26 protein-coding genes are annotated in these 25,544 nt (G+C 68.0%); 8 read left to right on the top strand and 18 right to left on the bottom strand.

The genetic code is table 11. The features are described from left to right. The first annotated feature begins 14 nt into the window (after positions 1 to 14). Positions 15 to 1,163 (top strand): sulfotransferase, encoded by a 1,149-nt coding sequence (locus ACEL92_RS10595; protein ID WP_374025519.1) that lies wholly within the window; start codon positions 15 to 17, stop codon positions 1,161 to 1,163. Positions 1,164 to 1,226: 63 nt separating this feature from the next. Here ACEL92_RS10595 and ACEL92_RS10600 read toward each other — a convergent pair whose 3' ends face one another. The 5 genes from ACEL92_RS10600 to ACEL92_RS10620 all read right to left on the bottom strand — a co-directional run bounded on the left by ACEL92_RS10600 (position 1,227) and on the right by ACEL92_RS10620 (position 5,626). Beyond that, on the bottom strand, positions 1,227 to 2,372 hold the full coding sequence (locus ACEL92_RS10600; RefSeq protein ID WP_374025520.1) for an LLM class flavin-dependent oxidoreductase: 1,146 nt from the start codon (positions 2,370 to 2,372) through the stop codon (positions 1,227 to 1,229). A gap of 69 nt (positions 2,373 to 2,441) precedes the next feature. After that, entirely contained in the window at positions 2,442 to 3,173 is a 732-nt protein-coding gene (locus ACEL92_RS10605; protein ID WP_374026168.1) for a hypothetical protein, read from the bottom strand. Continuing rightward, the gene (locus ACEL92_RS10610; protein WP_374025521.1) at positions 3,173 to 4,042 is read right to left on the bottom strand and encodes an LLM class F420-dependent oxidoreductase; all 870 of its coding nucleotides are present in this window, start codon (positions 4,040 to 4,042) and stop codon (positions 3,173 to 3,175) included. Before ACEL92_RS10610 ends, ACEL92_RS10605 begins: the two co-directional genes overlap by 1 nt. Further along, a complete protein-coding gene (locus ACEL92_RS10615; protein WP_374025522.1) occupies positions 4,039 to 4,821 on the bottom strand; it encodes an SDR family NAD(P)-dependent oxidoreductase in 783 nt (260 codons plus the stop codon). Before ACEL92_RS10615 ends, ACEL92_RS10610 begins: the two co-directional genes overlap by 4 nt. 7 nt (positions 4,822 to 4,828) lie before the next feature. After that, complete coding sequence (locus ACEL92_RS10620; RefSeq protein WP_374025523.1) at positions 4,829 to 5,626, bottom strand: alpha/beta hydrolase; 798 nt, start codon at positions 5,624 to 5,626, stop codon at positions 4,829 to 4,831. 126 nt (positions 5,627 to 5,752) lie between these two features. Between ACEL92_RS10620 and ACEL92_RS10625 the strand changes: the two genes are divergently transcribed. Next, positions 5,753 to 6,604 (top strand): hypothetical protein, encoded by an 852-nt coding sequence (locus ACEL92_RS10625; protein WP_374025524.1) that lies wholly within the window; start codon positions 5,753 to 5,755, stop codon positions 6,602 to 6,604. A gap of 3 nt (positions 6,605 to 6,607) precedes the next feature. On the opposite strand, the gene ACEL92_RS10630 is transcribed toward ACEL92_RS10625, so the two are convergent. The 3 genes from ACEL92_RS10630 to ACEL92_RS10640 all read right to left on the bottom strand — a co-directional run bounded on the left by ACEL92_RS10630 (position 6,608) and on the right by ACEL92_RS10640 (position 9,618). Then, positions 6,608 to 7,462, bottom strand: a complete 855-nt coding sequence (locus tag ACEL92_RS10630; protein ID WP_374025525.1) for a sulfurtransferase — start codon at positions 7,460 to 7,462, stop codon at positions 6,608 to 6,610. 156 nt (positions 7,463 to 7,618) lie between these two features. Further along, positions 7,619 to 8,758: a glycosyltransferase gene (locus ACEL92_RS10635; protein WP_374025526.1), complete on the bottom strand. Its 1,140-nt coding sequence runs from the start codon at positions 8,756 to 8,758 to the stop codon at positions 7,619 to 7,621. A 77-nt stretch (positions 8,759 to 8,835) separates the two neighbouring features. After that, positions 8,836 to 9,618: a helix-turn-helix domain-containing protein gene (locus tag ACEL92_RS10640; RefSeq protein ID WP_374025527.1), complete on the bottom strand. Its 783-nt coding sequence runs from the start codon at positions 9,616 to 9,618 to the stop codon at positions 8,836 to 8,838. An 84-nt stretch (positions 9,619 to 9,702) separates the two neighbouring features. Here ACEL92_RS10640 and ACEL92_RS10645 point away from each other — a divergent pair, with 84 nt between their 5' ends. Further along, positions 9,703 to 10,653: an LLM class flavin-dependent oxidoreductase gene (locus ACEL92_RS10645; protein WP_374025528.1), complete on the top strand. Its 951-nt coding sequence runs from the start codon at positions 9,703 to 9,705 to the stop codon at positions 10,651 to 10,653. Positions 10,654 to 10,767: 114 nt separating this feature from the next. Here the strand turns inward: ACEL92_RS10645 and budA are convergent, their stop codons facing one another. The 6 genes from budA to ACEL92_RS10675 all read right to left on the bottom strand — a co-directional run bounded on the left by budA (position 10,768) and on the right by ACEL92_RS10675 (position 18,474). After that, on the bottom strand, positions 10,768 to 11,574 hold the full coding sequence (gene budA / locus ACEL92_RS10650) for an acetolactate decarboxylase (RefSeq protein ID WP_374025529.1): 807 nt from the start codon (positions 11,572 to 11,574) through the stop codon (positions 10,768 to 10,770). 5 nt (positions 11,575 to 11,579) lie between these two features. Further along, positions 11,580 to 13,262, bottom strand: coding sequence for an acetolactate synthase AlsS (gene alsS / locus ACEL92_RS10655; protein ID WP_374025530.1), 1,683 nt, complete (start codon positions 13,260 to 13,262; stop codon positions 11,580 to 11,582). Between the two features lie 149 nt (positions 13,263 to 13,411). After that, positions 13,412 to 14,935 (bottom strand): FAD-dependent monooxygenase, encoded by a 1,524-nt coding sequence (locus ACEL92_RS10660; RefSeq protein ID WP_374025531.1) that lies wholly within the window; start codon positions 14,933 to 14,935, stop codon positions 13,412 to 13,414. Further along, entirely contained in the window at positions 14,928 to 15,590 is a 663-nt protein-coding gene (locus tag ACEL92_RS10665) for a TetR/AcrR family transcriptional regulator (protein ID WP_374025532.1), read from the bottom strand. The genes ACEL92_RS10660 and ACEL92_RS10665 overlap by 8 nt, the downstream gene beginning before the upstream one ends. Before the next feature lie 71 nt (positions 15,591 to 15,661). Beyond that, positions 15,662 to 16,849: an AAA family ATPase gene (locus tag ACEL92_RS10670; protein ID WP_374025533.1), complete on the bottom strand. Its 1,188-nt coding sequence runs from the start codon at positions 16,847 to 16,849 to the stop codon at positions 15,662 to 15,664. A 32-nt stretch (positions 16,850 to 16,881) separates the two neighbouring features. Continuing rightward, positions 16,882 to 18,474, bottom strand: coding sequence for a Na+/H+ antiporter (locus ACEL92_RS10675; RefSeq protein ID WP_374025534.1), 1,593 nt, complete (start codon positions 18,472 to 18,474; stop codon positions 16,882 to 16,884). 284 nt (positions 18,475 to 18,758) lie between these two features. Between ACEL92_RS10675 and ACEL92_RS10680 the strand changes: the two genes are divergently transcribed. Both ACEL92_RS10680 and ACEL92_RS10685 read left to right on the top strand, forming a co-directional pair. Next, positions 18,759 to 19,202 (top strand): protease inhibitor I42 family protein, encoded by a 444-nt coding sequence (locus tag ACEL92_RS10680; protein ID WP_374025535.1) that lies wholly within the window; start codon positions 18,759 to 18,761, stop codon positions 19,200 to 19,202. Positions 19,203 to 19,254: 52 nt separating this feature from the next. Continuing rightward, the gene (locus ACEL92_RS10685; RefSeq protein ID WP_374025536.1) at positions 19,255 to 19,734 is read left to right on the top strand and encodes a hypothetical protein; all 480 of its coding nucleotides are present in this window, start codon (positions 19,255 to 19,257) and stop codon (positions 19,732 to 19,734) included. A 17-nt stretch (positions 19,735 to 19,751) separates the two neighbouring features. Here ACEL92_RS10685 and ACEL92_RS10690 read toward each other — a convergent pair whose 3' ends face one another. Both ACEL92_RS10690 and ACEL92_RS10695 read right to left on the bottom strand, forming a co-directional pair. Beyond that, the gene (locus tag ACEL92_RS10690) at positions 19,752 to 20,516 is read right to left on the bottom strand and encodes an SDR family NAD(P)-dependent oxidoreductase (protein WP_374025537.1); all 765 of its coding nucleotides are present in this window, start codon (positions 20,514 to 20,516) and stop codon (positions 19,752 to 19,754) included. A gap of 9 nt (positions 20,517 to 20,525) precedes the next feature. After that, positions 20,526 to 20,954: a DUF1707 domain-containing protein gene (locus ACEL92_RS10695; RefSeq protein WP_374025538.1), complete on the bottom strand. Its 429-nt coding sequence runs from the start codon at positions 20,952 to 20,954 to the stop codon at positions 20,526 to 20,528. Positions 20,955 to 21,015: 61 nt separating this feature from the next. On the opposite strand from ACEL92_RS10695, the gene ACEL92_RS10700 reads away from it, so the two are divergent. Further along, a complete protein-coding gene (locus tag ACEL92_RS10700) occupies positions 21,016 to 21,636 on the top strand; it encodes a TetR/AcrR family transcriptional regulator (RefSeq protein WP_374025539.1) in 621 nt (206 codons plus the stop codon). Here the strand turns inward: ACEL92_RS10700 and ACEL92_RS10705 are convergent. Beyond that, positions 21,633 to 22,907, bottom strand: coding sequence for an alpha/beta hydrolase fold domain-containing protein (locus ACEL92_RS10705; RefSeq protein ID WP_374025540.1), 1,275 nt, complete (start codon positions 22,905 to 22,907; stop codon positions 21,633 to 21,635). The genes ACEL92_RS10700 and ACEL92_RS10705 overlap by 4 nt on opposite strands. 71 nt (positions 22,908 to 22,978) lie before the next feature. Here ACEL92_RS10705 and ACEL92_RS10710 point away from each other — a divergent pair, with 71 nt between their 5' ends. Beyond that, positions 22,979 to 24,064, top strand: coding sequence for an IS630 family transposase (locus ACEL92_RS10710; RefSeq protein ID WP_374023967.1), 1,086 nt, complete (start codon positions 22,979 to 22,981; stop codon positions 24,062 to 24,064). A gap of 36 nt (positions 24,065 to 24,100) precedes the next feature. Here the strand turns inward: ACEL92_RS10710 and fdxA are convergent, their stop codons facing one another. Beyond that, positions 24,101 to 24,427: a ferredoxin gene (gene fdxA / locus ACEL92_RS10715; RefSeq protein WP_374025541.1), complete on the bottom strand. Its 327-nt coding sequence runs from the start codon at positions 24,425 to 24,427 to the stop codon at positions 24,101 to 24,103. Between the two features lie 170 nt (positions 24,428 to 24,597). Here fdxA and ACEL92_RS10720 point away from each other — a divergent pair, with 170 nt between their 5' ends. Beyond that, entirely contained in the window at positions 24,598 to 25,533 is a 936-nt protein-coding gene (locus ACEL92_RS10720; RefSeq protein ID WP_374025542.1) for a LysR family transcriptional regulator, read from the top strand. Positions 25,534 to 25,544: the final 11 nt, after the last annotated feature.

The following is a 25,544-nucleotide window of genomic DNA, read 5'->3' on the forward strand; positions in this document are numbered from 1 at the left end:
ATACCTCGCCACCCATGAGACATCCCAGCTCGGCGTCGCTATTCGTCAGGTGGCGTGAGTGGGCGGCGCCGGTGTGGATCGGTTGCAATTTCTCGGCATGGATGCGCCTGCTGATCCGCAACCGTTTCGCCGTGCACTGGAGTCGCTGGCACTACGCGGTTTTTTACACCCTTGTCAGCGTTGTGAATTCGTGTCTGGGGCTTTTGCAGAATATTCTGTTCGCTAGGCGAGTGGCCAACACGCCGATCGCCGACCCGCCCATCTTCATCATCGGCCACTGGCGCACCGGCACTACGTTGTTGCACGAGCTGTTGGTTCTCGACGATCGACACATCGGTCCCACGGGCTACGAATGCGTTGCACCCCAACACTTTTTGGTGACCGAGCGGTTCGCGCCGTTGGTGGGGTTCATGGTCTCGAAGCATCGTGCCATGGACAACATGGATTCGAGTCTGAATCACCCACAGGAAGACGAGTTCGTCTGGGTCATGCAGGGGCAGCCGTCGCCGTACCTGACGCTGGCGTTCCCGAACCGGCCGCCGGAGCATGAGCGGTATCTGGATTTGGAGCAGTTGACGGCGCAAGAACTAGAAGCCTGGAAACGGCCCCTCTACCGGTTCGTCCAGCAGCTGTACTTCCGCCACCGCAAGACGGTGATCCTGAAAAATCCAAACCACAGCTTCCGAATGAAGGTGCTGTTGGACGTCTTTCCGCTGGCGAAGTTCATTCATATCGTCCGAGACCCGTATGTGGTTTATCCGTCGAGCATTCATCTCCTCAAGTCGTTATCCCGTGTACACAGCCTGCAGAAACCGACATTCGAGGGTCTGGACGAGAGAGTTCTCGCGACGTATGTAGACCTGTATCGCAAAGTGGACGAAGGGCGAGCACTGGTTGACCCCTCGCGCTTTTACGAACTGCGCTATGAGGAGTTGATCGCCGACCCCGAGGGGCAGCTGCGCCGGCTGTACGAGCACTTGGGACTGGGGAATTTCGAGCAGTACCTGCCGCGCCTGCGACAGTATCTCGCCGACCATGAGCACTACGCAACGAACACCTACGAGCTGACCGCCGAGCAGCGCGCGGTCCTCGACGACCGCTGGGGAGAAGTCATTGACCGCTACGGCTACCGCGTTCCCGCGGTGTCGCAGCAAACCTCGTGAAGCAAGCGGGTTTCGGCGTTCCGACCCCAACGCCGACGAGGTTCCGTTCGCTCGGGGGACGATTCACAGCTTCTTCAGCCCGCGGAGAATCTTCACGAAGGGCGCGTAAGTGGCGAGGCCTTTCCGAAGGGTCGGCTGCAGGATACTCACGTTGTTGACGACCAGGTAGCGCACGCCGTGGTCGCGCCATTGCGCGGCCCGATCGATGACCTCGTCGGGCGTCCCGGCCAGCAGCACCTCTTTGAGCATCGATGCCGGGACGTCTTTGATGTACGACAACACCGTCTGCTGGTCCAACGTTTGCGGGATCAGGTCCTGAGCGCCTGAGAAATCATGTCCGAGGGGATGTCGCACGCCATGGTCGGCCCATACCTGGCCCGGAATGATGAGCGCGAAGGCTTTCGCGGCATCCGAGTTCAGGGTCTCCTCCACGTCGTCGCGGCTACGCCCGGTGACGACAAAGATCGACAACGCCGGCGTGATGGATCCAGGGTCGCGCCCGACGTTGGACGCCGCCGTTCGCACCGCTTCGAGACCTGATGCGTAGTCTGCCGGTCGCGAAATCAGCCCGGGAAACCAAGCGTCGGCGTATCTTCCGGTCGCTCGCAGCATTCGCGGCCCCTTGGCGGCGATCCATATCTCGGGCCATTTGCCACGGTAGGGCGGCAGGTCGAACACGGCGTTACGCAGCGGGAAGTACGGCGACTCACGCGAGATGAGTTCGCCGCCGGAGTTCCAGAGCGCACGGATGGTGGCGATCGCCTCTTCAAAGCGCGCCACCGGTTTGGTCCAGTCCACCCCGTAGGGCTCATTGCCCTCTCGCTCTCCGACACCGATGCCCAGGATGGCGCGGCCGCGGCTCATCAAGTGCAACGTGGCCGCAGCCTGCGCGGTGACTGCGGGGTGACGTCGATTGGCGTCGGTAACGCCGACACCTAGCCGCAGCCGTCCAAAGCCTTTGCGGGAGGCAAGGTATCCGAGCATCGTCCACGGTTCGAGTTGGGCGTCGACCTTAGGCACGAATTTGGCGACACCAAGGTAGTCCGGCGTCGCGATCGAGCGCGGGTACAGCGAATTCATGTGATCGGCCACCCAGTAGGAATCCACACCGCCGGCCGCGGCCATCCGGACGGTGGTGCGAGGGAGCATGGTCGCGGAATACCGGGAATTGAGGAGCTGGGTGCTTAGTCCAACTCGGATCTGGTTCACACGCACGCCTTTCGCAGAAGTCGAAGCATCGCGGGGTCCCGGCCCGGTGATTGAACTGACCCCTACGGTTTATTGCCAGGCTTCCCATCCGACCATGCTGCGCAGCGGTCCGGCAAACAATGGCCTAACGGCGCCCGATCGCCAACGGTCCTCCAGGCGGGTTGCCAGCGCGTCGGTGGTGGTCAGCGGATCGGCATCCAGGTAAACCACGGTGATGTACTGGAAGTCCGTGTGCCATCCTCGCGGCAGGTGGCTCCATCCGGTGCTGGAGCCAAACGTCCACGCGCCAGCCGTGCCCGGCGTGGCGAGCAGCGCGGGATGGTGCTCGGCGTGCAGCCATTGCAGCCACTCGTCCGGGCGGCGCCCGTCAACGGGTTCTTCGACGATGAGGGCGACGCCGCGATGCGGTCGAAACGGCACCACCTCGGCGGAAATGAGCGCGTGCGGTGCCGATTGCCACTGCAGCAGCCGCAGGCCGGCGACTTGCAGCGACGGCCGGACGACGGGGAATCGGCCGTTCTCGCGCAGCGCCCGGCCGAGCGTGACGAAGTCGTCGAACGTTTCCTCGACGGAATCACCGACCAGGTAATGCACCGTGTTGGCGATCTCGGCCAGGGGGCCGTTTCCGGCCACGCGGTGCCGCGGGTAGTCGCCGTCGGCGATCCAGCGCAGCCCGTACACGATGCCCGGCAGCTGATACTGCTCCGGCATGTGATCCAGCAGGTGCCAACGCAGGTAGCTGCCGTCGTCGCCGGGCGGCGCGGCGGCGGTGAGGCTGAATACGCCTGCCCTGACGCGTATCACGGGGCGCCCCCGGGATCATGCAGTTCGGCGAGCGCGTGCAGGTGGTCCAGGTAATGCTGCAAGGAGGTGTGCAGGAAGGCGGCGGGCACGATCGTGGCGCCGTGTGCGGCGGCTTGCCCGATGGCGTCGCGGGCGCGTTCCGGCTCGTTGATCGGGTCCAGCGGTGTCGGTGGCGACAGGACGACCTCGAATCCCGGGCGAAGCTCGAAGCGGCCCAACCAGTCTCGCGCTTGGCGCAGGCCTACGCTGAAGGGCGCCCAGCCGTCGGCCAACGTCACGGCGCGGCGCAGCGATCGCACCGTGCGGCCGCCGACCCAGAGCGGGACACGCTCCTGTACGGCGCACGGGTCCACGACCATGCCGTCGAACGCATAGAACTCGCCATGGTAGGCGGGTTGGGGGACCGACAGCGACGCGCGTAGCGCCTTGAGGGCGTCATCGCCGCGCGATCCGCGGTCGTCGAAGGGCGCGCCGATGAGGTCGAACTCTTCTTTGAGGCTGCCCACGCCGACACCGAGGATGAGCCTGCCGTTGCTGACTTTGTCCAACGTGCCGTAACGCTTGGCGATCTCGAGCGGATGGTGGTACCCGAGCACCAGGACGTTGGTGGCCAACCGGATTCGTCGGGTGCGCGCGGCCAGGTAACCGAAGGTGGCCAGCGGATCCCAGTAACGGGCGCCGCGGCGGTCGGTCTCGCGGGCGGGCAGCGCGATGTGCTCGCTGCAGGTCAAATGGTGGTAGCCGAGCCGGTCCGCGGCTTCGGCGATGCGGGCCAGCTCCTCGATGGAGGCGTGTTTTTCCCACTCGCCGCTGGCCTTCGGGAACATGGTCACCACGGGTGTGGCCACCGAGAGTCGTGGGATCATCCCTGCATGTATCCTCCGGCGTCGACCGGGATCGATTGGCCGGTGATGGTGCGGCTTTCGTCGCTGGCCAGGAACAACGCCAAGTTGGCCACATCATCGGTGGTCGATATATCTTGCAGCGCAACGCCTTTGAGTGCCTTCGTCCGCTGGGTGGCGAAGTCGACCCCCTGCTCGTCCGCGGTGCGTTGCACCCACCGACGCCACAGCTCGGTGTCGATGGCCCCTGGCACGACGCAATTGCACCGGATGCCGTGTGGGCCGACCTCCAGCGCCACCGCCTTGGTGAAGGCCCGCAGCGACGCCTTGGCGGTGACGTAGTGGCTCTTGCGGGCGACGCCGGAATAGCCTGCCGTGGAGGAGAAGTTGATGATCACTCCGCGCCGGCGCCCGAGCATCGATTGGTTGAGCACTTCGCGGGTGCACAGCATAGCCGCGGTGAGGTCGATGGCGATCGTGGCGTTCCAGTTGTCCAGGGTCTGCTCCCAGATCCACCGGTCCTGTCCGGGCGCGGCGGCGTTGTTGCACAGGATGTCGACATGGCCGAATTCGTCGACGGCGCGCGCCACCATGGCCGCTACGTCGCGCTCGTCGGTCACGTCGGCGCGCATCGCGACGGCACCGGGACCCGCCGCCCGGGCGGCTTCGCGCACGAGCTCTTCGCGGCGGGCGGCCAGCAGTACCCGGGCGCCTTCGCGCACGAACACCGAACCGAGCACGGGTCCCAAGCCGGTGCTGGCCCCGGTGATGATCGCGACCTTGCCGTCGAGCCGGCCCGTCATTGCGCAATCATATTGCGGGCACGGACGTTTCGAGCCATGCATGGATTCGTTCGGCGACGGCGAGCCACCCCGGGTCGAGCATCATGTCGTGGCTCATCTTAGGGAAGATTTCGGCGTCGGTGTGGTAGGCGGCCGCGGTGGCCCTTACTTCCTGCGGCGTGAAGCAGACGTCGTCCCCGGCCCCCAGCACGAGCAGCGGGGAGCTGACGAGGTGCGGCCGGGGCAGGTCATGCCACAACATGTCGATCGCGATCCTCAGGGCATACTCTTCGCAGAGTTCCGCGGTATAGCGCGCCACATCGGTTTCGGAGTGCGACCGCGAGAAGAAGGTTTCGCGGGCCAACTCTGGTGTGCCGCCGACACCGCGCAGCGACTTGGTGATGGCCAGGCCGCTGGCGGTGTACCAGGGATGTCGCTTCAGCCGGCGGGCCAAGAATCCCAGGATGCCGCTCGGGGGTGCGGAGGCGAGCAGTACTGCGGCGGCGGCGTGGTGCGATTCGAGATACTTCTGCACCACGAAGCCACCCAGGGAGTGACCGACCACGACCGGTCGTACGGGCAGGCCGTCGGCAACAGCGGCGACGTCGGCAACGAAGTCCGCGATCGAGCACAGTCGCTTCGACTTGGGGGCCGGGCTTTTTCCGTGACCGCGCAGGCTGACGGCCAGGGCTCGGTGACCCTTGCCCGCGAAGTAGTCCAGAAAATGCTCGTCCCAACACCAGGCGCCATGCCAGGCGCCGTGCACGAATAGCACCGGCGGCTTGTGCGTTTCGCCGCCCGGCGTTTTTTCGATCACTTCGAGCATAAGCGTGACTCCTCGTCGGGCCGCGCCCCCCGGGGTGGCTGCAACGCCGCTGAGATTAGTCGCTGACCTGCGCGTGGCGCACCGGAATCGGTGAAGCCGCGGTGTCTCGTGGCGTTTACTGGTGCGATGGGCGGAGGTGGTGAGCGACGCACGCTGGTGCTCTCGGCCTTTCCGGCCGAGGCCGACGCGATCCTGTGGCGTACCACGCTCGATCCCGATCCAGTGGTGATTGTCGACAGGCGGCACTTCTACCTCGGCTCGATCGCCGGCGGCAACGTGGTCGTGGCGATGACCGGCATCGGCCTGGTGAACGCGGTCGACACCACCGAGGCCGCGTTGACCCGATTCGGGATTGGCGCGGTGGTGTTTTCGGGCGTCGCCGGTGGGGCGGCGCGGACCAGGATCGCGGATGTTGCCATACCGGCGCGCTGGACACTGGACAACGGCAACACGTTTAGCCCGGTTGATCCCACCATGCTGGCCGCGGCCGAAAGGCTGTCTGTCGCACTGGAAAGCGGAACCCACGGGATCGATCTGCGCCGCCGGCCGCAAGTCGTCGTCGGCGGCGACGGTCGCAGCTGGGACAACAACAACGGCGTGGCGTTCCCCTGCATCCCGAACGGCGGGGCCGTCTTCGGCTGCCAACCGCGCAGGGCCCCCGACCGCTCATTCCGATACACCGGCAACTTCCGGGAGGCGGCGGGCCGGTGGGTGCGAAGCGCCCTGATCAGCAACCTGAACATCGTCTCGGCGGCGGACCCGGCCTTCGACGCGACCGACATGGAGACGGCGGCCGCAAAAACGGTGGCTGATGCGCGCGGTGTCCCGTTCCTCGGCATCCGCGGGATCACGGATGGGCCGGGCGACCCGCTTCACCTGCCGGGCTTTCCGTTTCAGTTCTTCTGCTACAAGCGGATCGCGGCGAACAACGCCGCCCGGGTGACCGCCGCCTTCCTGCAAAGCTGGGGCGGTGCTTGACCGTCAGTCGGGGCCGACGGCCACCGCGCGCCCCGGATCCGAGCACCACTGCGACCACGACCCGGGAAACAGCGCCGCCTCCAGGCCCGCCGCCGCGAGCGCGGCGATCGTGACGCTGGCCGTCACGCCGGAGCCGCAGTAGGCGCCCAAGGCGCCATCACGTTCGATCCCGCGCTCGGCGAGCAGTTGGGCGAGTGCGTGGTCCCCGACGAACGTGCCATCGGCGGCCAGGACGGCGGTGCTCGGCAGGTTCGTCGCGCCGGGGATGTGCCCGGCCGCGGGGTCGAGCGGTTCGACCTCACCGCGGAAGCGTTCTGGCGCCCGCGCGTCCAGCAACGTCACGCCGCCGGCGCCCGCTTGCTCGGCCGTCAGCGTGGGGCGGCTCCCGGCGTAGAGATCGTCCTGTGGCACAGTGACATTCCCGGGTTGCGGTGCGACAGGGCCGGTTTCGAGGCTCCGGCCGGACGCCCGCCAGGCGGCCAGACCGCCGTCCAGAATGCGGACATTCGGCAGGCCGGCCGCGGTCAGCACCCACCACGCGCGCGCCGAACCGGCGCGATTCCAGTCGTCATAGACCACCACCAGCGAGTCGTGCCGGACGCCCCATCGGCGGGCGGCGGCCTGCAGGTTGCTGCCCGACGGCAGCGGGTGGCGGCCGCGACCGGTGACCGAGTGGTCGCTGAGCTCATCCTCGAGCGAGGCATACACGGCGCCCGGTATGTGGCCCTCCAGGTAGGCGGGCCGCCCGTCGGGCTCGTCGAGCCGCCAGCGCACGTCGAGGATGGTCATCGGAGCAGGGGCCTCGATGAGGCCGGCCAACTCCGTGACGGTGATCAAAACCTGGTCCCGCGGCTCCACCGATTCAGCCTAGCGGGTGGCAAAAGCCGTCCCGCTCAGCAAAGCAGCGGCGTAGCGTCCTGTTGAGGAGTACCGCGTACCGGACGGAAGCGTCACGACGCTGACGCGAGCGGAGGCCGAAACGCTGGTTTCCGCGCTGCCGCGAACCTACTAGCGTTACGCCGTGTGCTCGGCGTCGTCCTCGTCCGCCGTAAACGCCCCCAACGAGGCCAGCATGCCCGTCGCCGCCCGATGCCAGGTGAAGTCCTCGGCGCGGCGTCGTGCGGACACGCGACGGTGATGCTCCGGACGGCTGGTGACGGCGCCGACCGCCCGCGCGATGGCGGCCGGGTGATTGTCCGCCGAGGCGCCGCTGTCCGGAGTGATGATCTCGGTCAGCGCCGAGGTGCGCGAGACGACGGCGGGCGTCCCGCACGCCAGCGATTCCAGCGCGGCCAGCCCGAACGTCTCGTGCGGCCCGGGCGCCAGCGTCACGTCGGCGGACGCCAGCAGCCCGGCCACCGTGTGTCGGTCGGAGATGAAACCCGTGAAGTCCACCGGCAGCCGCGCCGCCTGGCGTTCCAGCCTGGCCCGCAACGGACCCTCACCCACGACGACGAGCCGGGCATCGACCCCGGCGTGGCACAACTCGCCGATGGCGTCGATGCTGCGGTCGACGCGCTTTTCCACCGACAGCCGACCGCAATGGACCAGCAGCAGCTGCGTCGGTTCGGCCCAGCGGCGCCGCAGCAGGTACGAATGCCGGCGCGGGTGAAAGGTCTGCAGGTCCACACCCAACGGGACGGTCACGGTGTTCGTCGCGCCGATGCGGTCGAATTCCTCACGCGCGAAACCGGTGGTGCACACCACCGTGTCATAGTCGGCGGCGGTGCGCGCGTTGGCCAAATCGGCGAACCTCACCGCGGCGCGATGGGGAAGTACTTGCCCCACAAGACGATCCAGCCGCTCATGGGAGATCATCACGGTCGTGGCGCCGTGGTCGCGGCCCCACCGGCCCAGCGACCGCAGCGTGAGTCGGTCGGACACCTCCAACGCGTCGGGCCGCAGGGCCTCCAGGAGCGCCTTGACCGGCCCCGGCATCACGGCGCGATAGCCGCCGGTGAGGGGAATCAGGCGCGCGGGCAGGGTGATTCGGACCACGCCGGTGCGCAGCTGGCTGCGCTCGGCACGCTGGCCGGGAACGATCAGGAAGACCTCGTGGCCGCCGGCGCAATATTCGGCGCCCAGCCGATCGACCGCGGTGCGAAGGCCGCCCGAGCGAGGGCCGTAGAAGTTGGCGACCTGTACAACACGCATAACGTGAGGACACGCGGCCCGCATGTGCACTCAACAATGTGGACTTGACGCTGGCCTGAACAGTCCATGAATTCGCCTCACCTGACGTGACGGCGGGCGAGAATCGCGGCGGTTTCCCGGTCGGCGGGCAGGAACGCCTCGAGGCGCAGCTCCGACACGGTGACATCGAGCGCCGTGACGAACGTCGAGATCGTCGCTATCAGGCGCACGTCACCGTCGGGGGAGCGCAGGTGCAGCGGCACCGCGAACCCGAGCGATTCGATCGGCCGCCCGCCCGGCACCGGCAAGCCGTATCCCTCGAGTTCCTCGATCAGCGCATCGATGCGCGGGTGTGGACCGCGCTCGCGCAGCCCATGCAGGATGTGGCGCCGCCAATCATCGAGGTTCACGATGCGCGCCGCCATGCCCTCTGGATGCAGCGCGATGCGCAACACGTTGACCGGCGCCCTCAGCAACCACTCCGCCACCCCATCGGTCAGCAGTCCAAACGCGCAGTTGGCGGCGACCAACTCGCCGAAGCCATCCATCACCATCGCCGGATAAGGCAGATGGCCGTCGAGCACATGCTGCAGCGCCTGGCGCACCGGTTGCAACAGTGGCGCGTCCGGCGCTGACTCCGGATACGCGGGCGCGAACCCCGCCGCGGAAAGCAACGAGTTGCGTTGCCGCAGCGACAGCTGCAGCGAGTCGGCCAGGCGGCTGACGATGTCGCGCCCCGGCACCGATCGACCCTGCTCCAAGTAGCTCAGGTGCCGTTGGGTGGTGCCGGCATCGTTGGCCAGGTCGATCTGGCTGAGCCGTCGCCGATTACGCCACTCCCGCAGCGCCGTGCCGAAGTCGCCCTGCACCGAAACCGACATGCAAACAGTCAACCCGCTGGCGGCGCTGGCCGCTATTCCTTCGAGGGAATTGCCGCGCCCCAGCGTGCGCGACACGATCGCCGTATGAATCAGCCACTCCGCCTCGGTGTGATGCCGCCCCTGGCCGCCGAGCCCTGGGCCGGTGCCGATCTGCGCCGCCTCCTCGACTTCGCCCGCGCCGTCGAGGATCTGGGGTTCGACTCGCTGTGGGCAAACGACTCGTTGGTGCGCCCGCGCATCGAAGTCCTGACGTTTCTGTCGGCGGCGGCCGCGGTCACCGACCGGATCACCCTGGGGACCGCCGCCTTGCAGCCGGTGCTGCGGCGGCCGGTGCAGACCGCGCGGGTCCTGGCCTCCATCGATCGGCTGTCGGGTGGGCGGTTGGCGGTGGCGGTCGGCGCCGGCTTCCCCGGCCTGTCCGAGGTCGAGTACGCCGCCTCGGAGGTTCCATGGCGCCGACGCTTCGCGCGCCTCGACGACACCGTCGCACTATGGCGCCAGCTGTGGAACACCAAGGAAACCAGCTCGTTTCACGGGGCCGTGCTGCATCTCAACGACATCCCGGCCGGCATCACGCCGTTCGGCGCGTCCGACCCGCCGGTCTGGCTGGCCGCCGACACGCCGGGCGCGCGGGCACGGACCGGCCGCTTCTACGATGGATGGCTCCCCTATCCTCCTGCGCCGCAGGCATATTCGTCTGGGCTTGCCGAGGTGCGTGCCGCGGCCCAGGGCGCGAGCCGCACCGCCGACGCGGTGACGCCGGCCCTGTTCGTGACCGTGCTGATATCCGATGATCCCGACGACGGGCGGGCAGCTATGGATCATTTCGCCACCCGGACATACGGTTTCGGCATCGATGTCATGGAGCAGGTCCAGACGTACGCCGCAGGTACGCCCGACGCCGTGACCGCACGGCTGGCGAGCTACATCGACGCGGGCGCGCGGCATCTGGTGTGCCGAATAGCCGTCCTCGGCCCGGACGGATTCATCGAGCAGCTGCGCCGGCTGCGCACTGTGACGGAGTCGTTGCGATGACCACAGTTGTCCGGCCGGGACCCCGAGTCGCGACGATCGCGGGCCATGGCGACGGATCCCGCCTTGACTTCAAGGGGTGTAGCAACGCGCCTTGGGCTACCGGAGTGCGTCAATCTACCGCTGAGTGGAATCCCCGCCCTTGGGCCCTTCGGCTTTGTTGATCCGCTCGGCGATGTCGGCGCCGGACAGCTGGGCGCCGAGGAAGTCCCCGGACGTGGGCAGGCTCAAATGCAGTTGGGACGCCCCACTGACCGCGACGTCCCCGCGCTCGAGGGTGAAATCGAGGATGTGACCGCCGCCGGTGCGGTCTTGGTTGAGGAAGTGCAGGTGATAACCCGCGACCGAGATGCCCTGCTCGAAGTCGGGGGTGCGGAACCCGACCACGGTGCCCGAGACGTCCGTGAACGCCTTCTCGGCCTGCTCTTCGGTGGCCTGGGTCAGCGGCGGGTAGGGCGGCTTCTGCGCCATCACGGTGCGGGTGTGCAGCTCGGCGAAGTGCCCGGTGATCCGGATGGCGTAGATCAGGTTGGCGCTGGCGATCTGGCGGTCGATCGCGGCGGTCACATCCGTGCGCCCGGTGCGCGTCTGGATCGCGATCTCGAAGTCGGTGTGAAATCGGGTGATCGCCGCGAAGGGGCTGCGATCGGTCGGTGCGGCCCGGCTGGCGGTTCCGTCGGCGCGCAATCGGTAGCAGATGCCGTCGAGGATGACCATCTCGCCGTCGAGGTGATTGAAGGTGCCCAGGCCGAAGTCGCCGTGGCGCAGGATTTCGGCGACGGTGACGTCGCCGTCGTAGACACCCTCCAGGAGCGCGCCGATCGTCGAGAACTGATAGACCTCGGCGTCGTCCGCGCGTTGATGTGTGAGAAGCGTTGTCGCCCAGCGGCGGAAGCGCTCGTAGGCACCCGAATGTGTGTCCATGATCCTTATTCGAAGGGGTCGTCGTGCAGCTGGGCGGCGAGATCGGTGTTGTGGCTGTAGTCGACGGGAACGTCGATAAGCGACGGCCCGTCCTCGGCGAGCGCTTGGCGCAGGGTGGCGGTGAATTCTCCGAGTGTCGTCACCCGGTAGCCGCGGGCGCCGAAGGCCGCCGCGTAGGAGACGAGGTCGTAATCACTCAGTTGCACACCGGATTTGCGGCCGTATTTGAGGGTTTCCTGGAAGCCGACCATGTCATAGGTGTTGTCCCGGAACACGATGTGGGTGAACGTGAGCCCGAGATGGGCGGCGGTCGCGAGTTCCTGCGCGGAGAAAAGGAATCCGCCGTCGCCGGAGACGGACACGACGGGCGTTCCGGGCCGCACCAGGCACGCGGCCATCGCCCAGGGCAGCGCGACCCCAAGCGTCTGTTGACCGTTGGAAAACAATAGACGCCGCGGCTCGTACACGCGGAAATGGCGGGCCAGGTAGATGTACACGGAGCCGACGTCGCAGGTGACGGTGGCGGTGTCGTCGAGTTCTTCCCGCAGCCGGAGCACGACGGCCACAGGGTTGAGGCCTGGACCGTCGGGTGCCGTCCTGGCGGCCGTGGTGTCGATGTCGCTCAACGCTTTTCGCTGCGTGGCGATCTCACGCTGATAAGCGTCGGTCAGGGCCAGGCCGGCCAACTTGTCGGTCAGCGAGGTGAGCGTCGCCGCGATGTTGCCCAGCAGCTCCAGGGTGGGTTGGTAGTGGTTGTCGATGTCGGCGGGGACCGAATCGATGTGCACGACGGTGCGCCCGGGGTCGTCGTTCCACAGCACGGGGTCGTATTCGACCGGGTCGTATCCGACGGCGATCAGGACGTCGGCGTGGGCCAGGACGACGTCGCCGGGTTGGTTGCGGAACAGGCCCACCCGGCCCAAGAAGTTGTCCTCCAGCGCGCGGGAGATCACCCCGGCGGCCTGGAAGGTCTCCACGACGGGCAGCGCGGTCGTGGCGACGAGGGCGCGCAGCGCCAGGCAGCTGTCGGGGTCGGCGCCGCGCATGCCGACCAACAAAGCGGGTCGCCGCGCGGCGCGGATCAGCTCGTTCGCCTCGGCGATGGAGGCGGCGGGGGCGGCGGCCAACGGGGGCATCGGCTGCCGGCCCGGGATGCGCGCGGTCGTCGGCGCGGCCAAGACATCGGCGGGCAGGACGACGGCGGCCGCGCCGCGGGGCTCGCCGAGCGCGGCGCGAAACGCCCCGATGGTGGCCTCGGCGGCGTTGTCGGGGTCATTGACCTCGCCCGTGAACTTGGTGACCGTCCTGAGCATGGCGGCCGCATCCATGGACTGATGCGTGCGCTTGAGGCGATCCACCCGGCGCACCGCGCCGCACAGCGCCACCACCGGATCCTGTTCGGTGTTGGCGGTCAACAGGCCGGTGGCCAGGTTGGTGGTGCCGGGGCCGGACGTCACCAGCACCACGCCGGGGGTGCCGGTCATGCGCCCGATCGCCCCGGCCATGAAGGCGGCGTTCTGTTCGTGGCGGCACACCACCAGTTGCGGGCCGGAGTCCACTAGCGCGTCGTAGACGGCGTCGATCTTCGCGCCGGGGACACCGAAGACGTATTGCACGCCCTGCGCCGACAGGACGTCAACGACCTGCTGCGCGCTGCGTACGGCGTCATCGGGATTCGTGGGGGCCATCCATCCAGCCAAGCACGGGTCGCGGTGTGTTGCGATCCGACCGGGCGTGCGCTGAGGGCATTGGGCGTGCGTCCTGGGCGGCGACACGCCGAGCGACGCCGCCACAGGCGCACGCGCAACGGCGGAGACCTAATCGCTAAAGGCGCGCCCTACCCGCTGGACTCGGGCCCGAACCAGCGCCGCAACGCCGCGTGCAGGCCCGCTTGGTCGGCCGGCCCGAAATCGCTCGCCGCCCAGGCGACGTATCCGTCGGGCCGGATCAGCAGCGCCGCGGCGGGTGCGTCGTCGATCGTCGCGGTCACCATGTCCACCCGGTCGGCCCAGCCCGACGCCGTGGCTCCCACGCCGCCATCGAGGTCGAGCAGCACCGGGCGCGCCGCGTGCAGCAATTCGGTGACCCGCCGGCCGTCCGCGAGCGTCAGCTCGGGCACGGGCCACCCCGACAAGGGGTGGTCGTCACCCACGTCGTAGCGCACGTCGGTGCCGGCCAGCAACGCCGCCATGTGCCTGGCCACGTCGGGCAGGGCGAAAAGTTCGCCCAAGAGCGCGCGGAGCGCGGCCACTTCGGGTCCCGGCGCCATCAGGGCGGTCTGCGACAGCGAGTGCATCATGACCCGCTCGCCGACGGGGTGCCGTTCGGACTCATAGGTGTCGAGCAATCCGGCGGGCGCCCAGCCGTTGAGGTGGGCCGCGAGCTTCCAGCCCAGATTCATCGTGTCCTGCAGGCCCAGGTTCAGGCCTGGGCCGCCCATGGCGCTGTGGACGTGGGCGGCGTCGCCGATCAGCAGGACCCGTCCGTCGCGGTAGTGCTCGGCGTGCCGGGTATTCTGGCCATTGATGCGGCGAAGGGCATGCGGCCCTGGGCCTTTCGGTTCCTCGAACGGCAGATCCACGCCGAGGATGCGACGTGCGCTGTCGCGCAGTTCGGCCAAGGTCATCGGTTTGTCCTCGACCGGCGGCGCGAACTCGATGGTGCCGAACAGCGAGCGGCCGGGTTCGAACTCGGCGAAGATGACGCCGCCGCTGTCGAACCGGTTGTGGCCGAACCCGATCCGGCCGAATCCGGGGACGTCGAGGCCGCCGTCGGCCCGGCGGAGCCCGTCAGGGATGTGCACGTGGGCGAGCCTGCCGACGGTCTGCGATGTGTAGCCGGGAAACTCGATGCCCACCGCCTTGCGGACCAGGCTGCGCCCGCCGTCGGCGCCCACCAGATACCCGGCGGCGACGCGGTACTCGCTCTCCGCCGAGGACACGGTGATCTCAACGGAATTCGGCTCCGGGCGCAGGCCGGCGAGTGCGTGCCCCCACCGCAGGTCGACTCCGAGATCACGCGCCCGCTTCTCCAGCAGCCGCACCAGCCTGGGTTGCTGGATTGCCAGCGCGTACATCGGGTTGTCGGGCATGCCGAAGAAGTTCAGCGTCATGGCCGCGAAGATCCACCCGTAGACCGGCTGCGGCGGGTTAGGGTCGCCGGTGACCATCTCATACAGGCCGCGCATGTCGAGCGTCCGAACCACCTGTCCGACAAGGCCGTTGGCCTTGGGCTCGGAGCTGGGCCCGTGCAACGGGTCCAGCACTACGGGCCGGATGCCGGCCAGCGCCAGCTCGCAGGCCAGCATCAGCCCGTTGGGACCGGCACCCGCGATGACGATGTCCGCGTGTTCGTTAGTCATGGCGGGTCTCCTTGCGCTTAGCGGGCTCGGGCAGTCCCGCGGCGACGGCGGCCAGGCCGTCGCGGATCAACTTCGTGATGGCAACCGGCGGGTCCGCCCGCACGTAGGTCTCGGCCGCCGCGTCGCCGACGGCGCGCACGACGGCCACCACCAGCCGGGGATACAGGTCGCGTTCGGGATCGGTGCCGGTGCGTTCGGCGATCACCTCGAGCCATTCGTCGAAGAGCTGCTGTGGCAACGCCTTACGCACCTGCGGGTTCATCAGAAGTTTTCGCACTTCGACGAGCTCCTGGCGGCTGGGGATCAGGTCTTCGTCGCTCATGTCCTCCTGCAGAGGAGCGAGGACGGCGTGGGTGATCGACGTCCACAGCGGTTCGTCCCGGGGGCGCTGCCGCAGCGCGGCGAGGCTGCGGCGCATGCGTTCGGTCTGTCGGTAGGCGAGTGCCTCATACTTGCCGGCGAAGTAATTGTTGAAGGTGCGCAACGAGACTCCGGCCAAGTTCGCGATTTCCTCGCGTGTGACGTTGTCCAGTCCGCGTTCGAAGGCGAGGTTGAGCGCGGCGTCGCTGAGGGCGCGCCGAGTGTCGGCCTTCTTGCGCTCGCGCAAACCGCGCGGCTGTTCGGTCACGACGACCACCCTACGCAAAAGTTGCATAGTGGGCAATAATGCCCATCGGGCAAATTTAGAGACCAAGGCGCCCCTGTGCGCCGGGGCGCGAACGGTCGTTAGCGCTTGCCCCAGTCCCACGGCGGCGCGGTCAGCAGGCCCTGACCGGCGACGCGCGTCTCACCCCACTCCTTGTACAGCTCGATTTCGACGGCTCGCTCACCCCCGTCGGCGTCGGCCACCGGCACGGTGTCCAGGAATTCGAGCAGCGCCCGGGAATGGGTGACCACCAGGACCTGCGTCCGCGCGGCGGCGGTGCGAATCAGCCCCGCGAGCGGCCGCACCAGGTCCGGATGCAGGGAGGTCTCCGGTTCGTTGAGCACCATCAGCGACGGCGCCTGCGGGCTGGACAGCGCCGCCGCCCAGAGCAGGAATCGCAGTGTGCCATCTGATAATTCGGCCGAGCGCAACGGGCGAAGCATGCCGCGTTGGCGCAGCTGCAGGTCGAACAGCCCGTCATGAGCCGCGACCGACATGGTCGCGCCGTCGAACGCGTCGGCGACGGCGCGGCTCAGGTCGTCGAAGCCGGCCTCGATGATCGTCTGGATCGCGGCGGCCAGGTCGCTGCCGTCATCGGAGAGCACCGGGGTGCGGGTGCCCACCTGCGGGTGCCGCGACGGCGCGCCGGCGTCGACGCGGAAGCCGTCGTAGAACCGCCAGCCACGCAGCCGTTCGCGCACGGCCGCGAGTTCGGGAAGCGCGTGCGGGTGGGCGTATTCGGCCAGCACGCTGCGGTACGACGGCAACGAGCGGGACAGCTCGTCGAACCCGCGGCCGGACTCCGCGCTCACCTCGGCGAAGTCGCGCGTGCGGCGCACCAACGTCGTGCTGACGCGCAGCACCGGCCCGGCGAACAGCGCCTCCCGCTTGATCTCGGGATCGCGGCCGAACGCCGACTTGATCCCCGCCATCTGCGGGATGCCCAGGTCGACCAGATAGCCGAAATCGTCTGAGGCGAAGCCCAATTCGAGCGACACGGGCCGGGTGCGGACAGTGGCCTCGGCCTTGCCGGTGCGGCGGGCTCCCTTGAGCTCCTCGGGGCCGGCCCACAGCGCGGACTGCAGGCCCCCCTCCCGGGCGAGTGAGGCGATCACCTCCCCGCGGCCGCAATCGGCCAGCAGCCGCAGCGCGCGGTACAGCGACGACTTGCCCGCGCCGTTGGCGCCGGTGACCACCGAAAGCCGACCCAGCGGCAGGATCACCTCGCGCAGCGAGCGATAGCCGCGGATCGCCACCGTCTGCAACATGGGGCCGACTGTACGGTCGACGACCGACGGGCTTACTCCTCGTCCGCCGCGTCGAGCAATTGCACTTCCTCGAGGTCCATCTCGTTCTGCAGCTCGCGCAGGACGATGTCGTCGATCAGGTTCTGGTTGCGCAGCGCGGTGATCTCGCGTCGCTTGTGTTCGAGCACGCCCAGGCGCACCTGTCGCACCTTCTCCTTGCCCTTGACCAGTTTGTGGTTGGTAGACCCGTCTTCGGTGGCCTTGACCAATGCGGCCTTTTCTTCGTATTCCTTTCGCAGCCGCGCCAGCAACTGCTCGCTGATGCCGACCTCGTCGGCGACGGTTGGGAGCGCGTCCAGCGCCGCTTGACTGCCCCGGCAGCGGGCCATTTCCAGTTCCTGGACGTACGTGAGGTCGTCGGGCATCTTGGCCCAGCGGACCACGGCGGGCAGCGTGCTGCCCTGGACCAAGACGGTGACCAAGATTACGAAGGTCACGATGAAGATGAGCAGGCTGCGGTCGGGGAAGGGCGTGCCGTTCAGTCTGGTGGCCGGGACGGCCAGCGCCGCGGCGAGCGACACGGCCCCGCGGAATCCCGCCCACGCGATCACGAAGCGCTGGCGCCAAGGGGCGCGGCGCTCACGCTGGGTCTCGCGGCGGTCGATGAGGCGAATCAGGCCGGTGGTGACTTCGCCCCACACGATGCGGGAGACGATCACCACACCGGTGACGGCCAGGGCGATGTAGGCGGCGTGACGTAGGCCCCCGTCGACCTGGGAGGTGCCGTGCAGCGCGCCCGGGATCTGCACGCCGACGAACACCCACAGCGAGCCGTTGAGCAGGAAGGTCGCGATGTCCCAGAACGCGAAGGCCGTCAGGCGGGAGCGGGCTCGGATCACCACCGGCCCGGCGTAGGTGAGGACCAGGGCCGACACCATCACCGCGACCACCCCGCTGCAGTCGAATGCCTGGGCCAGCAGGAACGCCGCGAACGGCGTCAGCAGGCTCATGGCCCCTTCCTCCTGCGGCGCGTCGATTCGCTTGCGCGCCAGCACTACCAACCCACCGACCAGCAGCCCGGCGGCGATGCCGCCGAGGTAGGAAAGGACGAACCGGCTGCTCACTTCGAGCGGCGTGATGGCGGACCCGCCGACGGCCACGGTGACGCTGCCGGCGAACAGCACCAGCGCGGTGCCATCGTTGATGAGGCTCTCGGCCTTCAGGACGGTCAGCTGCCGGCGCGGCAGCTTTTTCGCCAGGCCGGCCACGGCGGCGGCGTCGGTGGGGGACAACACGGCGCCCAGGACGCCCGCCGCGTGGGGGTCCATGCCGAGCGAGCGCGCCGTCCACGAGACCGCGGCCGCGGTGGCGATCACCAGCGCGATGCTGAGCAAGACGATGACGCGGACGTTGGCGCGGATCTCGCGGAAGCTGGTGTTCATGCCCTCCCAGTAGAGGATCGCGGGCAGGAACAGCAGCAGCACGACCTCGCCGTCGACGTGCACGTGGCCGAAGCTGGGGATGAGACCCAGCAAGGCGCCGAGCGAGATGAGCAGCACCGGGGGACCCACGCGATAGCGCCTGCCGAGAACCGTCCCGAGGATGACGGTCGAGACGAGCGCAACGATCAGGACGAGGCCAAACACCTGCCCATACTGCCGGACATGATGGGATTGCGCGGCGTGGGGTTTGGCCGGCCCCCGAGGTCAGCCCGTCGTGCGGGCGGTCTCACGCACACGGGAGGTATGCGGTGGCTCCCGAAAGTGATAGCACCGGTGATATCAAATTCGAGAAGCCTGGACCGGTCGCAGACTCAGCAGCAATCGCAGCACCAGCAATCCGTCCCGTCGCCGCCGCGCCGCGACTTGCGCCAATCGGGGCTGAGTTGGGCGGCGGCAAGCCAACGAAGCTCCAGGCCATAATTGGCTCGATGACTGTCGGGAAGATCAAGCTCTTGGTGACCGTCGCGATGCTTGTTTCGCCGATGCTGGTGGGCTGCCATTTCGGGTCCAGGAACCCCCCGTCGACCAAGACGCTCGAGGTGCCGATGAACGAGGTGCTCACCCAAAGCGTCGTCACGCAGAGCATCGTCCTGGCCGTCGGCAACACGCTCGTCGTGAAGCTGGGCTCGAACTACACCACCCCGTACCGGTGGGCGCCGGAGATGAAGATCGGCGACCCCGGCGTCCTCAAGCAGGAGAGCCACGAGTTCGTGCCGCCGAGCTCCGACGCGCTGGGAGCCCCCGGCACCGAGGTGTGGAAATTTGCGGCGTTGAAGCCGGGGAGCACCACACTCGGCACCGCCTACACCAGCTTCGTCGACAAGGACACCAAACCGTCGTGCACGTACACGGCGAACGTCACGGTGCAGTAAACGCTCTGGCAAACCAATGCGAGCGCGTCGCGCTCGGGCTACGGTCTTGGTCGTGTTCGGCTTTCTCCGCAACTTGTCCGAGATCGGCAAACTGCCCGCGCCGCTGCGCGAAGAACTCGAAGCCGAGGGCATGATCTTCAGCGCGGGCAAAGTCGGGGTGAACCGGCATTTCGGCGGCCACGTGCCCGGCGTCTATTCGGCCTCGGGTGTGTCCCGCTACACGGGCGCGTTCGCGTTCACCACCGCACGGATCCTCGCCACGCTTCCCGCGCGCGGGGACTCCAACCTGCGATCGATCGATTGCCCGTGGGACACCAGCAAGGGGCCGGCCAGGGCCACGATCACCGGCAAGGGCCTCAAGCTCGAAATCGACTTGCACGGCGTCGATCCCGCCTTCAGCGGGTCGATGAAGCTCAACTACCGCAAGACGATCCCCGACGAGGTGCTGGAAAAGTTGCCGACCACGACGCTGCGTTTTCCGGTGCAACCCGTGTTCGTGTACCGGGCGGTCGGCGTGCGCCCCAAGGACTAGGGGCTCGACAGTTTTCGCTACGCCGCGGCGGGCCGCAGCATGCGCCCGCCGACGAGCGCCGACACCCACCCGGGCAGCAACTGCGACCCGGTGACCATCGCCCGATAGCGCCACCCGGGCACGACGACGGCGCGGCCCCGGTCCAGTGCGCGTAGCCCGGCGGCCACGACGGGTTCGGGAGCCGCGAGCCGGCGATAGATCGCGGTGTGCGAGACGTCCGAGCCCAGCGCGTCGACGAAGCCGGTGCGGGTGGGCCCAGGGCACAGCGCCGTGACCGTCACACCCGTTCCGCGGGTCTCGGCCCATAGCGCCTGGCTCAGCGACAAGACGAACGCCTTCGACGCGCCGTAGGTGGCCTGATACGGCCCGGGCTGAAAGGCGATGGTGGAGGCCACATTCAGGATGCCGCCCCGGCGGCGGGCGAGCATGCCGGGCAACACCGCGTGAGTCAGCCGCACCAACGCGTCGACGTTGACCGCCACCAGCTCATGCTCGCGCCCGGCGTCGACCTCCGCGAACGGCCCGTAAGTACCGAAGCCGGCGTTGTTGACCAACACGTCGACCTCCTGCCCGTCCAGCCGGGCCACCAGGGCGCCGACGTCGGCCTGCGTGCCCAGGTCGCCGACGACCAGCTCGACCTGCTGCCCGACGCGCCGCGCCACCGCGTTCAGCCGGGCTTCGTCGCGCCCGGCGAGCACCAAAGACATGCCTCGCTGTGCCAGCTGGTCGGCGAAAATTGCGCCCAACCCGGAGCTGGCGCCGGTGATGACGGCCAACGACATGGCTACCCCTTACTTCGCAACGGTTTTCACGGCGGGGTGGATGCCCAGCGCGTGGCTGACGAGTCCGATGCCGGCGCCCAGGATGGGCCAGATCGGCCAGAAGTACGTGGCGCCGGTGGTCGCGGCGACGGCCGCCCACACGGTGAGCACGATGACGGTCATGGCGAGGTAGCCGGCGAGGTGAATCCGCACGCTGCGGCGGGCGGCCTCGACGCGGGCGGCGCGGCGGCGCGGGTCCGCTCGCCGGATCCGCTCGACCGGCAGGTCGGCGAGGAGCTCCCGGAGTTCGCCCGTGGTGTGCGCACCGAACACTGCCTGCACCCGCTGGTCGTACTCACCGAGATCCAGGTAGCCCTGCGCGAGCGCCTGGCCGAGGCGTGCGGCCGCCCTTTCCCGATCGCGGTCGCCCGCGCGGGGGGTCATGAGTTGCTGGTCCATTTCGTCCCCTTCGTGCGATGTGAATGGCTTTAACATAGTCCGTAATGTTAATCTCGTCAACATGGCACGTGAGCGAAAGTCGCCGACCGGCGTGAAGCGTCGGGACAGCTACCACCACGGCGACCTGAAACGGGCGCTGACCAGCGCCGCGCTGTCGCTGGTGGCGGAGAAGGGGCCGAAGGGTTTCACGCTCACCGAGGCGGCGCGGCGCGCCGGGGTCAGTGCCGCCGCCCCGTACCGGCACTTCGCGGATAAGGCCGCGCTGCTGGCGACCGTGGCCGAGCAGGGCTTTCGCGACCTGCACGCCGAACTGGCCGCGGCCTCCTCCGCCAAGGAGCCCAAGGAGCGGGTGGCCGACCTCGGCCGCGCCTACGTGCGCTGGGCCGTCGCGCACCCGGACCACTACCGGGTGATGTTCGGCGCCGAACTGTCGAAGGCCGACCATCCCGACCTCGCCGTCGCCGGCGAGCAGGCGTTCGGCGACCTACTGGACGCGATCGCGGCGTGCCAGGCGGCGGGCGCCGTCGGTGGTCAGGACCCGCGCGAACTCGCCGCGCCGCTGTGGTCGCTGGTGCACGGCGTCGCGTCCCTGGCCATCGGCGGCGAGCTGCACAGCGTCGGCATCGCGCAGGAGCCGGAGGCCATCATCGCCGGCGTGGTGGCCCAAATGTTGGGCGGCTAAGCCACATTGGCCTGACGGCGCGTCGCGTACACCTCGGCCAGGAACTGCTCGACGGCGACCGCGGTGTGCACCGCGCGGGCCGAACCGAAGATGTCGAAAGCGTGTTGGGTGAACGGCAATTCGGCGTACACCACGGGCTGGGCGCTGACCTTCCGCAGTTGTTCGACGAACGCACGCGCCTGCTCGACGGGCACCAACGAATCGTTGCTGCCGTGCAGGACGAAGAACGGGGGAGCGTCGGCGGAGACGTGGTTGATGGGTGAAGCGGTGATGAACGGCTGCATGTTGGTCGACGGCCGTTGCTTGACAACGGATTTGACCAGCAGCGCCGGCATCATCGGATGCATCGCATCGTTGAACCGGGTGAAGTCGTAGATGCCGTAGAAGGGCACGGCCGCCTGTACTCGGGTGTCGGCGTCCTCGAACCCGGGCTGAAATTCCGGGAAGTTGGGCGTGAGCGCGGCGAGCGACGAGAGGTGGCCGCCGGCCGAACCGCCGGTGATGGCGATGAATTCGGGGTCGCCGCCGTACTCGGCGATGTGCGTCTTGACCCAGGCCAGCGCGCGTTTGACGTCGACGATGTGGGCGGGCCACGTGTTGCGCGGGCTGTGCCGGTAGTTGATCGACACGCAGATCCAGCCCAACTCCGCGAGGTGGCTCATCAACGGATGGGCTTGTCCGCGTTTGTTTCCGGTCGTCCAGGCGCCGCCCGGGATCTGGAAGAGCACCGGGGCCTTGCCGGTGGCGTCCAGATCGGGACGACGCCAGATGTCCAGGTGGTTGGCGCTGCCGTATTCGCCGTAGCTGATGTTGGAGTCGTGGGCGTAGTCACGATAGATGCGCATCATCCGCAGCAGGCCCGGCGTTTTGGCGGTTCCACCTCCGGCCGGCCGGCGCCACAGGTCTCCGGATTCGGTGAGACGAGACGCGCCCAGGCCCTCGTCCAACGCCTCAGTCAGTGGAATGTTGGCCTGGTGCCCGGCGCGGCTGAAGTTCAGCAGTCCCAGCGCGGACGCGCCCGCCACCGTCCACGCTGCGAAGCGCACCGGCCGGGTGAGGCGTCGGCCGGTCAACGCCAAACCCCCGAGCTGGCTGGCGAGTGTCTGCAGCGGCAACTCGGTGACGACCACGCCGAAGATGAACGAGAAGAGCGAGGCGTATCCGCTGCGCGCCAACGGCCGGTAGGCGTTGAGCGTGGACACCGCGGTCACCGCCGTGACCACGAGCGACGCTATCTGCCGGACGACATGCATGATTCGACCTGTCTGCATGGGCTCACCTTACGAGGTGTGGCGGCTAGTGTCCTGAGTCGTTAATTCGCCCGCTCTTGTTAGTATGGGTGATGCCGTCGCCGCATGCTGCCACGATCGTGTTGACCGACGATGAACGTATTGAGTTGGAAGGCTGGGTTCGGCGACGGAACAGTGCTGCCGGGTTGGCTCTGCGTGCCCGAATCGTGCTGGCGTGCGCTGATGGCGGCAGTAATGTCGAGGTCGCCGAACGGCTCGAACTCGACCGGGGCACGATTCGTAAGTGGCGCAACCGGTTCGCCGAGAAGCGCTGCGACGGATTGCTCGATGAACCGAGACCGGGCCGGCCTCGTGTGGTCGGCGATGAGCAGATCGAAGCGTTGATCACCGCAACGCTAGAGACGGCACCCACGGATGCCACGCACTGGTCGACGCGGTCGATGGCCGACCATCTAGGACTATCCCAGTCGATGGTGTCGCGGGTCTGGCGGGCGTTCGGTTTGGCACCGCACAAACAGGATTCGTGGAAGTTGTCCAAGGACCCGTTGTTCGTGGCCAAGGTTCGCGACATCGTCGGTCTCTACCTGGATCCCCCCGAGCGGGCCATCGTGCTGTGCGTCGATGAGAAGACCCAGATCCAGGCGCTCAACCGCACCGCGCCGGTGTTTCCGATGCTGCCCGGCACTCCGACACGCGCCACCCATGATTACGTCCGCCACGGCACTTCGAGCCTGTACGCCGCGCTCAATCTGGCTACCGGCAAGGTGATCGGATCACTGCACTCGCGTCACCGGTCCCAGGAGTTCCTGGCGTTCTTGAAAAAGATCGACACCGAGGTCCCCGCCGATCTGGACTGCCACGTCGTGCTCGACAACGCCTCCACGCACAAGACCCCGGCGGTCCAGCGCTGGCTGATCAATCACCCCCGATTCATCTTGCATTTCACCCCCACCAGCTCGTCATGGCTCAACCTCGTTGAACGCTGGTTCGCCGAACTGACCACCAAGAAGCTACGACGCGGCACCCACACTTCGGTACGACAACTCAACGCCGACATCCGCGCCTGGATCGACACCTGGAATGACAATCCACGCCCCTACGTGTGGACCAAGACCGCCGACCAAATCCTGGACAGCATCGCCAACTACTGCCGACGAATTAACGACTCAGGACACTAGGCCGACGACGGCCGGGGCGGTCCCGGTGTTGGGAGCCTAGGTGGCCTCGGCGCGGCTTTCGAGGTTTTTTACCGGGGCGGGATCGTTCTCGGTCAGCCCGAGCTTGGCCGCGCCGCCGGGGGAGCCGAGCTCGGTGAAGAAGTCGGCGTTGATCTGGGTGTACTCGCTGTACTCGGCGGGCACGTCGTCCTCGTAGTAGATCGACTCAACCGGGCACACCGGCTCGCACGCTCCGCAGTCGACACACTCGTCGGGGTGGATGTAGAGCATCCGCGCGCCCTCGTAGATGCAGTCGACGGGACATTCCTCGATGCACGCCTTGTCCTTGATGTCGACGCAGGGTTCGGCGATCACGTAGGCCACGAGCGTTGTCCTTCCTTGTCCGGCTGGCTAATTTAGCGCGGCCGATGCGCTACCGGCCAGGGTCATCCCTTCGATGGTTCTTGCCGCGACCGGCCGCGGGTAGGGCCCGCGGCGTTGTGGAGTCACAAGCTATCGTTGTGTCACACGAATTGATTGTGATGTGATCAGCCATGCCGCTCAGCCCCAGGATGCCCGAGCTCGCCTCGTTCGAGGTGTTTCTGGCGATCGCCGAGACCGGCAGCCTCGGCCGCGCGGCACGTGAACTCGGGCTGACGCAGCAGGCCATTTCGCGCCGGCTCGCGTCGATGGAGGCGCAGATCGGGGTCACGCTGGCCGTGCGCACGACGCGTGGCTCGCAGCTGACGCCGGCGGGTCTGGTCGTCGCGGACTGGGCGAGACGGTTGCTCGAGGTCGCCACCGAGATCGACGTGGGCATGGGCTCGCTGCGCAAGGAGGGTCGCGAGCGGGTCCGGGTGGCGGCCAGTCAGACGATCTCCGAGCAGCTGATGCCGCACTGGCTGCTGTCCCTGCAGGCCGAGGCGACGCGGCGCGGCGGCTCCGCACCGCAGGTGATTCTGACGGCCACCAACAGCGAGCACGCCATCGCGGCGGTCCGTGACGGCAGCGTCGATCTGGGTTTCGTCGAAAACCCCGGCACACCAAAGGGTTTGGGCACGTGCGTGGTGGGCCAGGACGAGTTGGTGATCGTGGTGCCGCCGGGTCACAAGTGGACGAGACGGGCGGTGACCGCCCGCGAACTGGCGCAGACCCCGCTCGTTGCCCGCGAACCGCATTCGGGCATTCGGGATTCGCTGACGGTGGCGCTGCGCCGGGTGCTGGGCGAGGACATGGAACAAGCCGCGCCGGTGCTGGAGCTGACGTCGGCCGCCGCGATGCGCGCGGCCGTGCTCGCCGGGGCGGGGCCGGCGGCGATGAGCCGGCTGGCGGTGGCCGACGACCTGGCGGTCGGCCGGCTGAGCACGGTGACCATCCCGAAGTTGGACCTGCGCCGCAAGTTTCGTGCCATCTGGGTGGGCGGGCGCACCCCGCCGGCCGGGGCGGTGCGAGACATGGTGAGCCACATCGTCAGCCGGGTGAAGGCGTAAACGGTTCCGCG

The sequence above is a fragment of the Mycobacterium hainanense genome, assembly GCF_041890355.1.
Classification (GTDB): Bacteria; Actinomycetota; Actinomycetes; order Mycobacteriales; family Mycobacteriaceae; genus Mycobacterium; species Mycobacterium hainanense.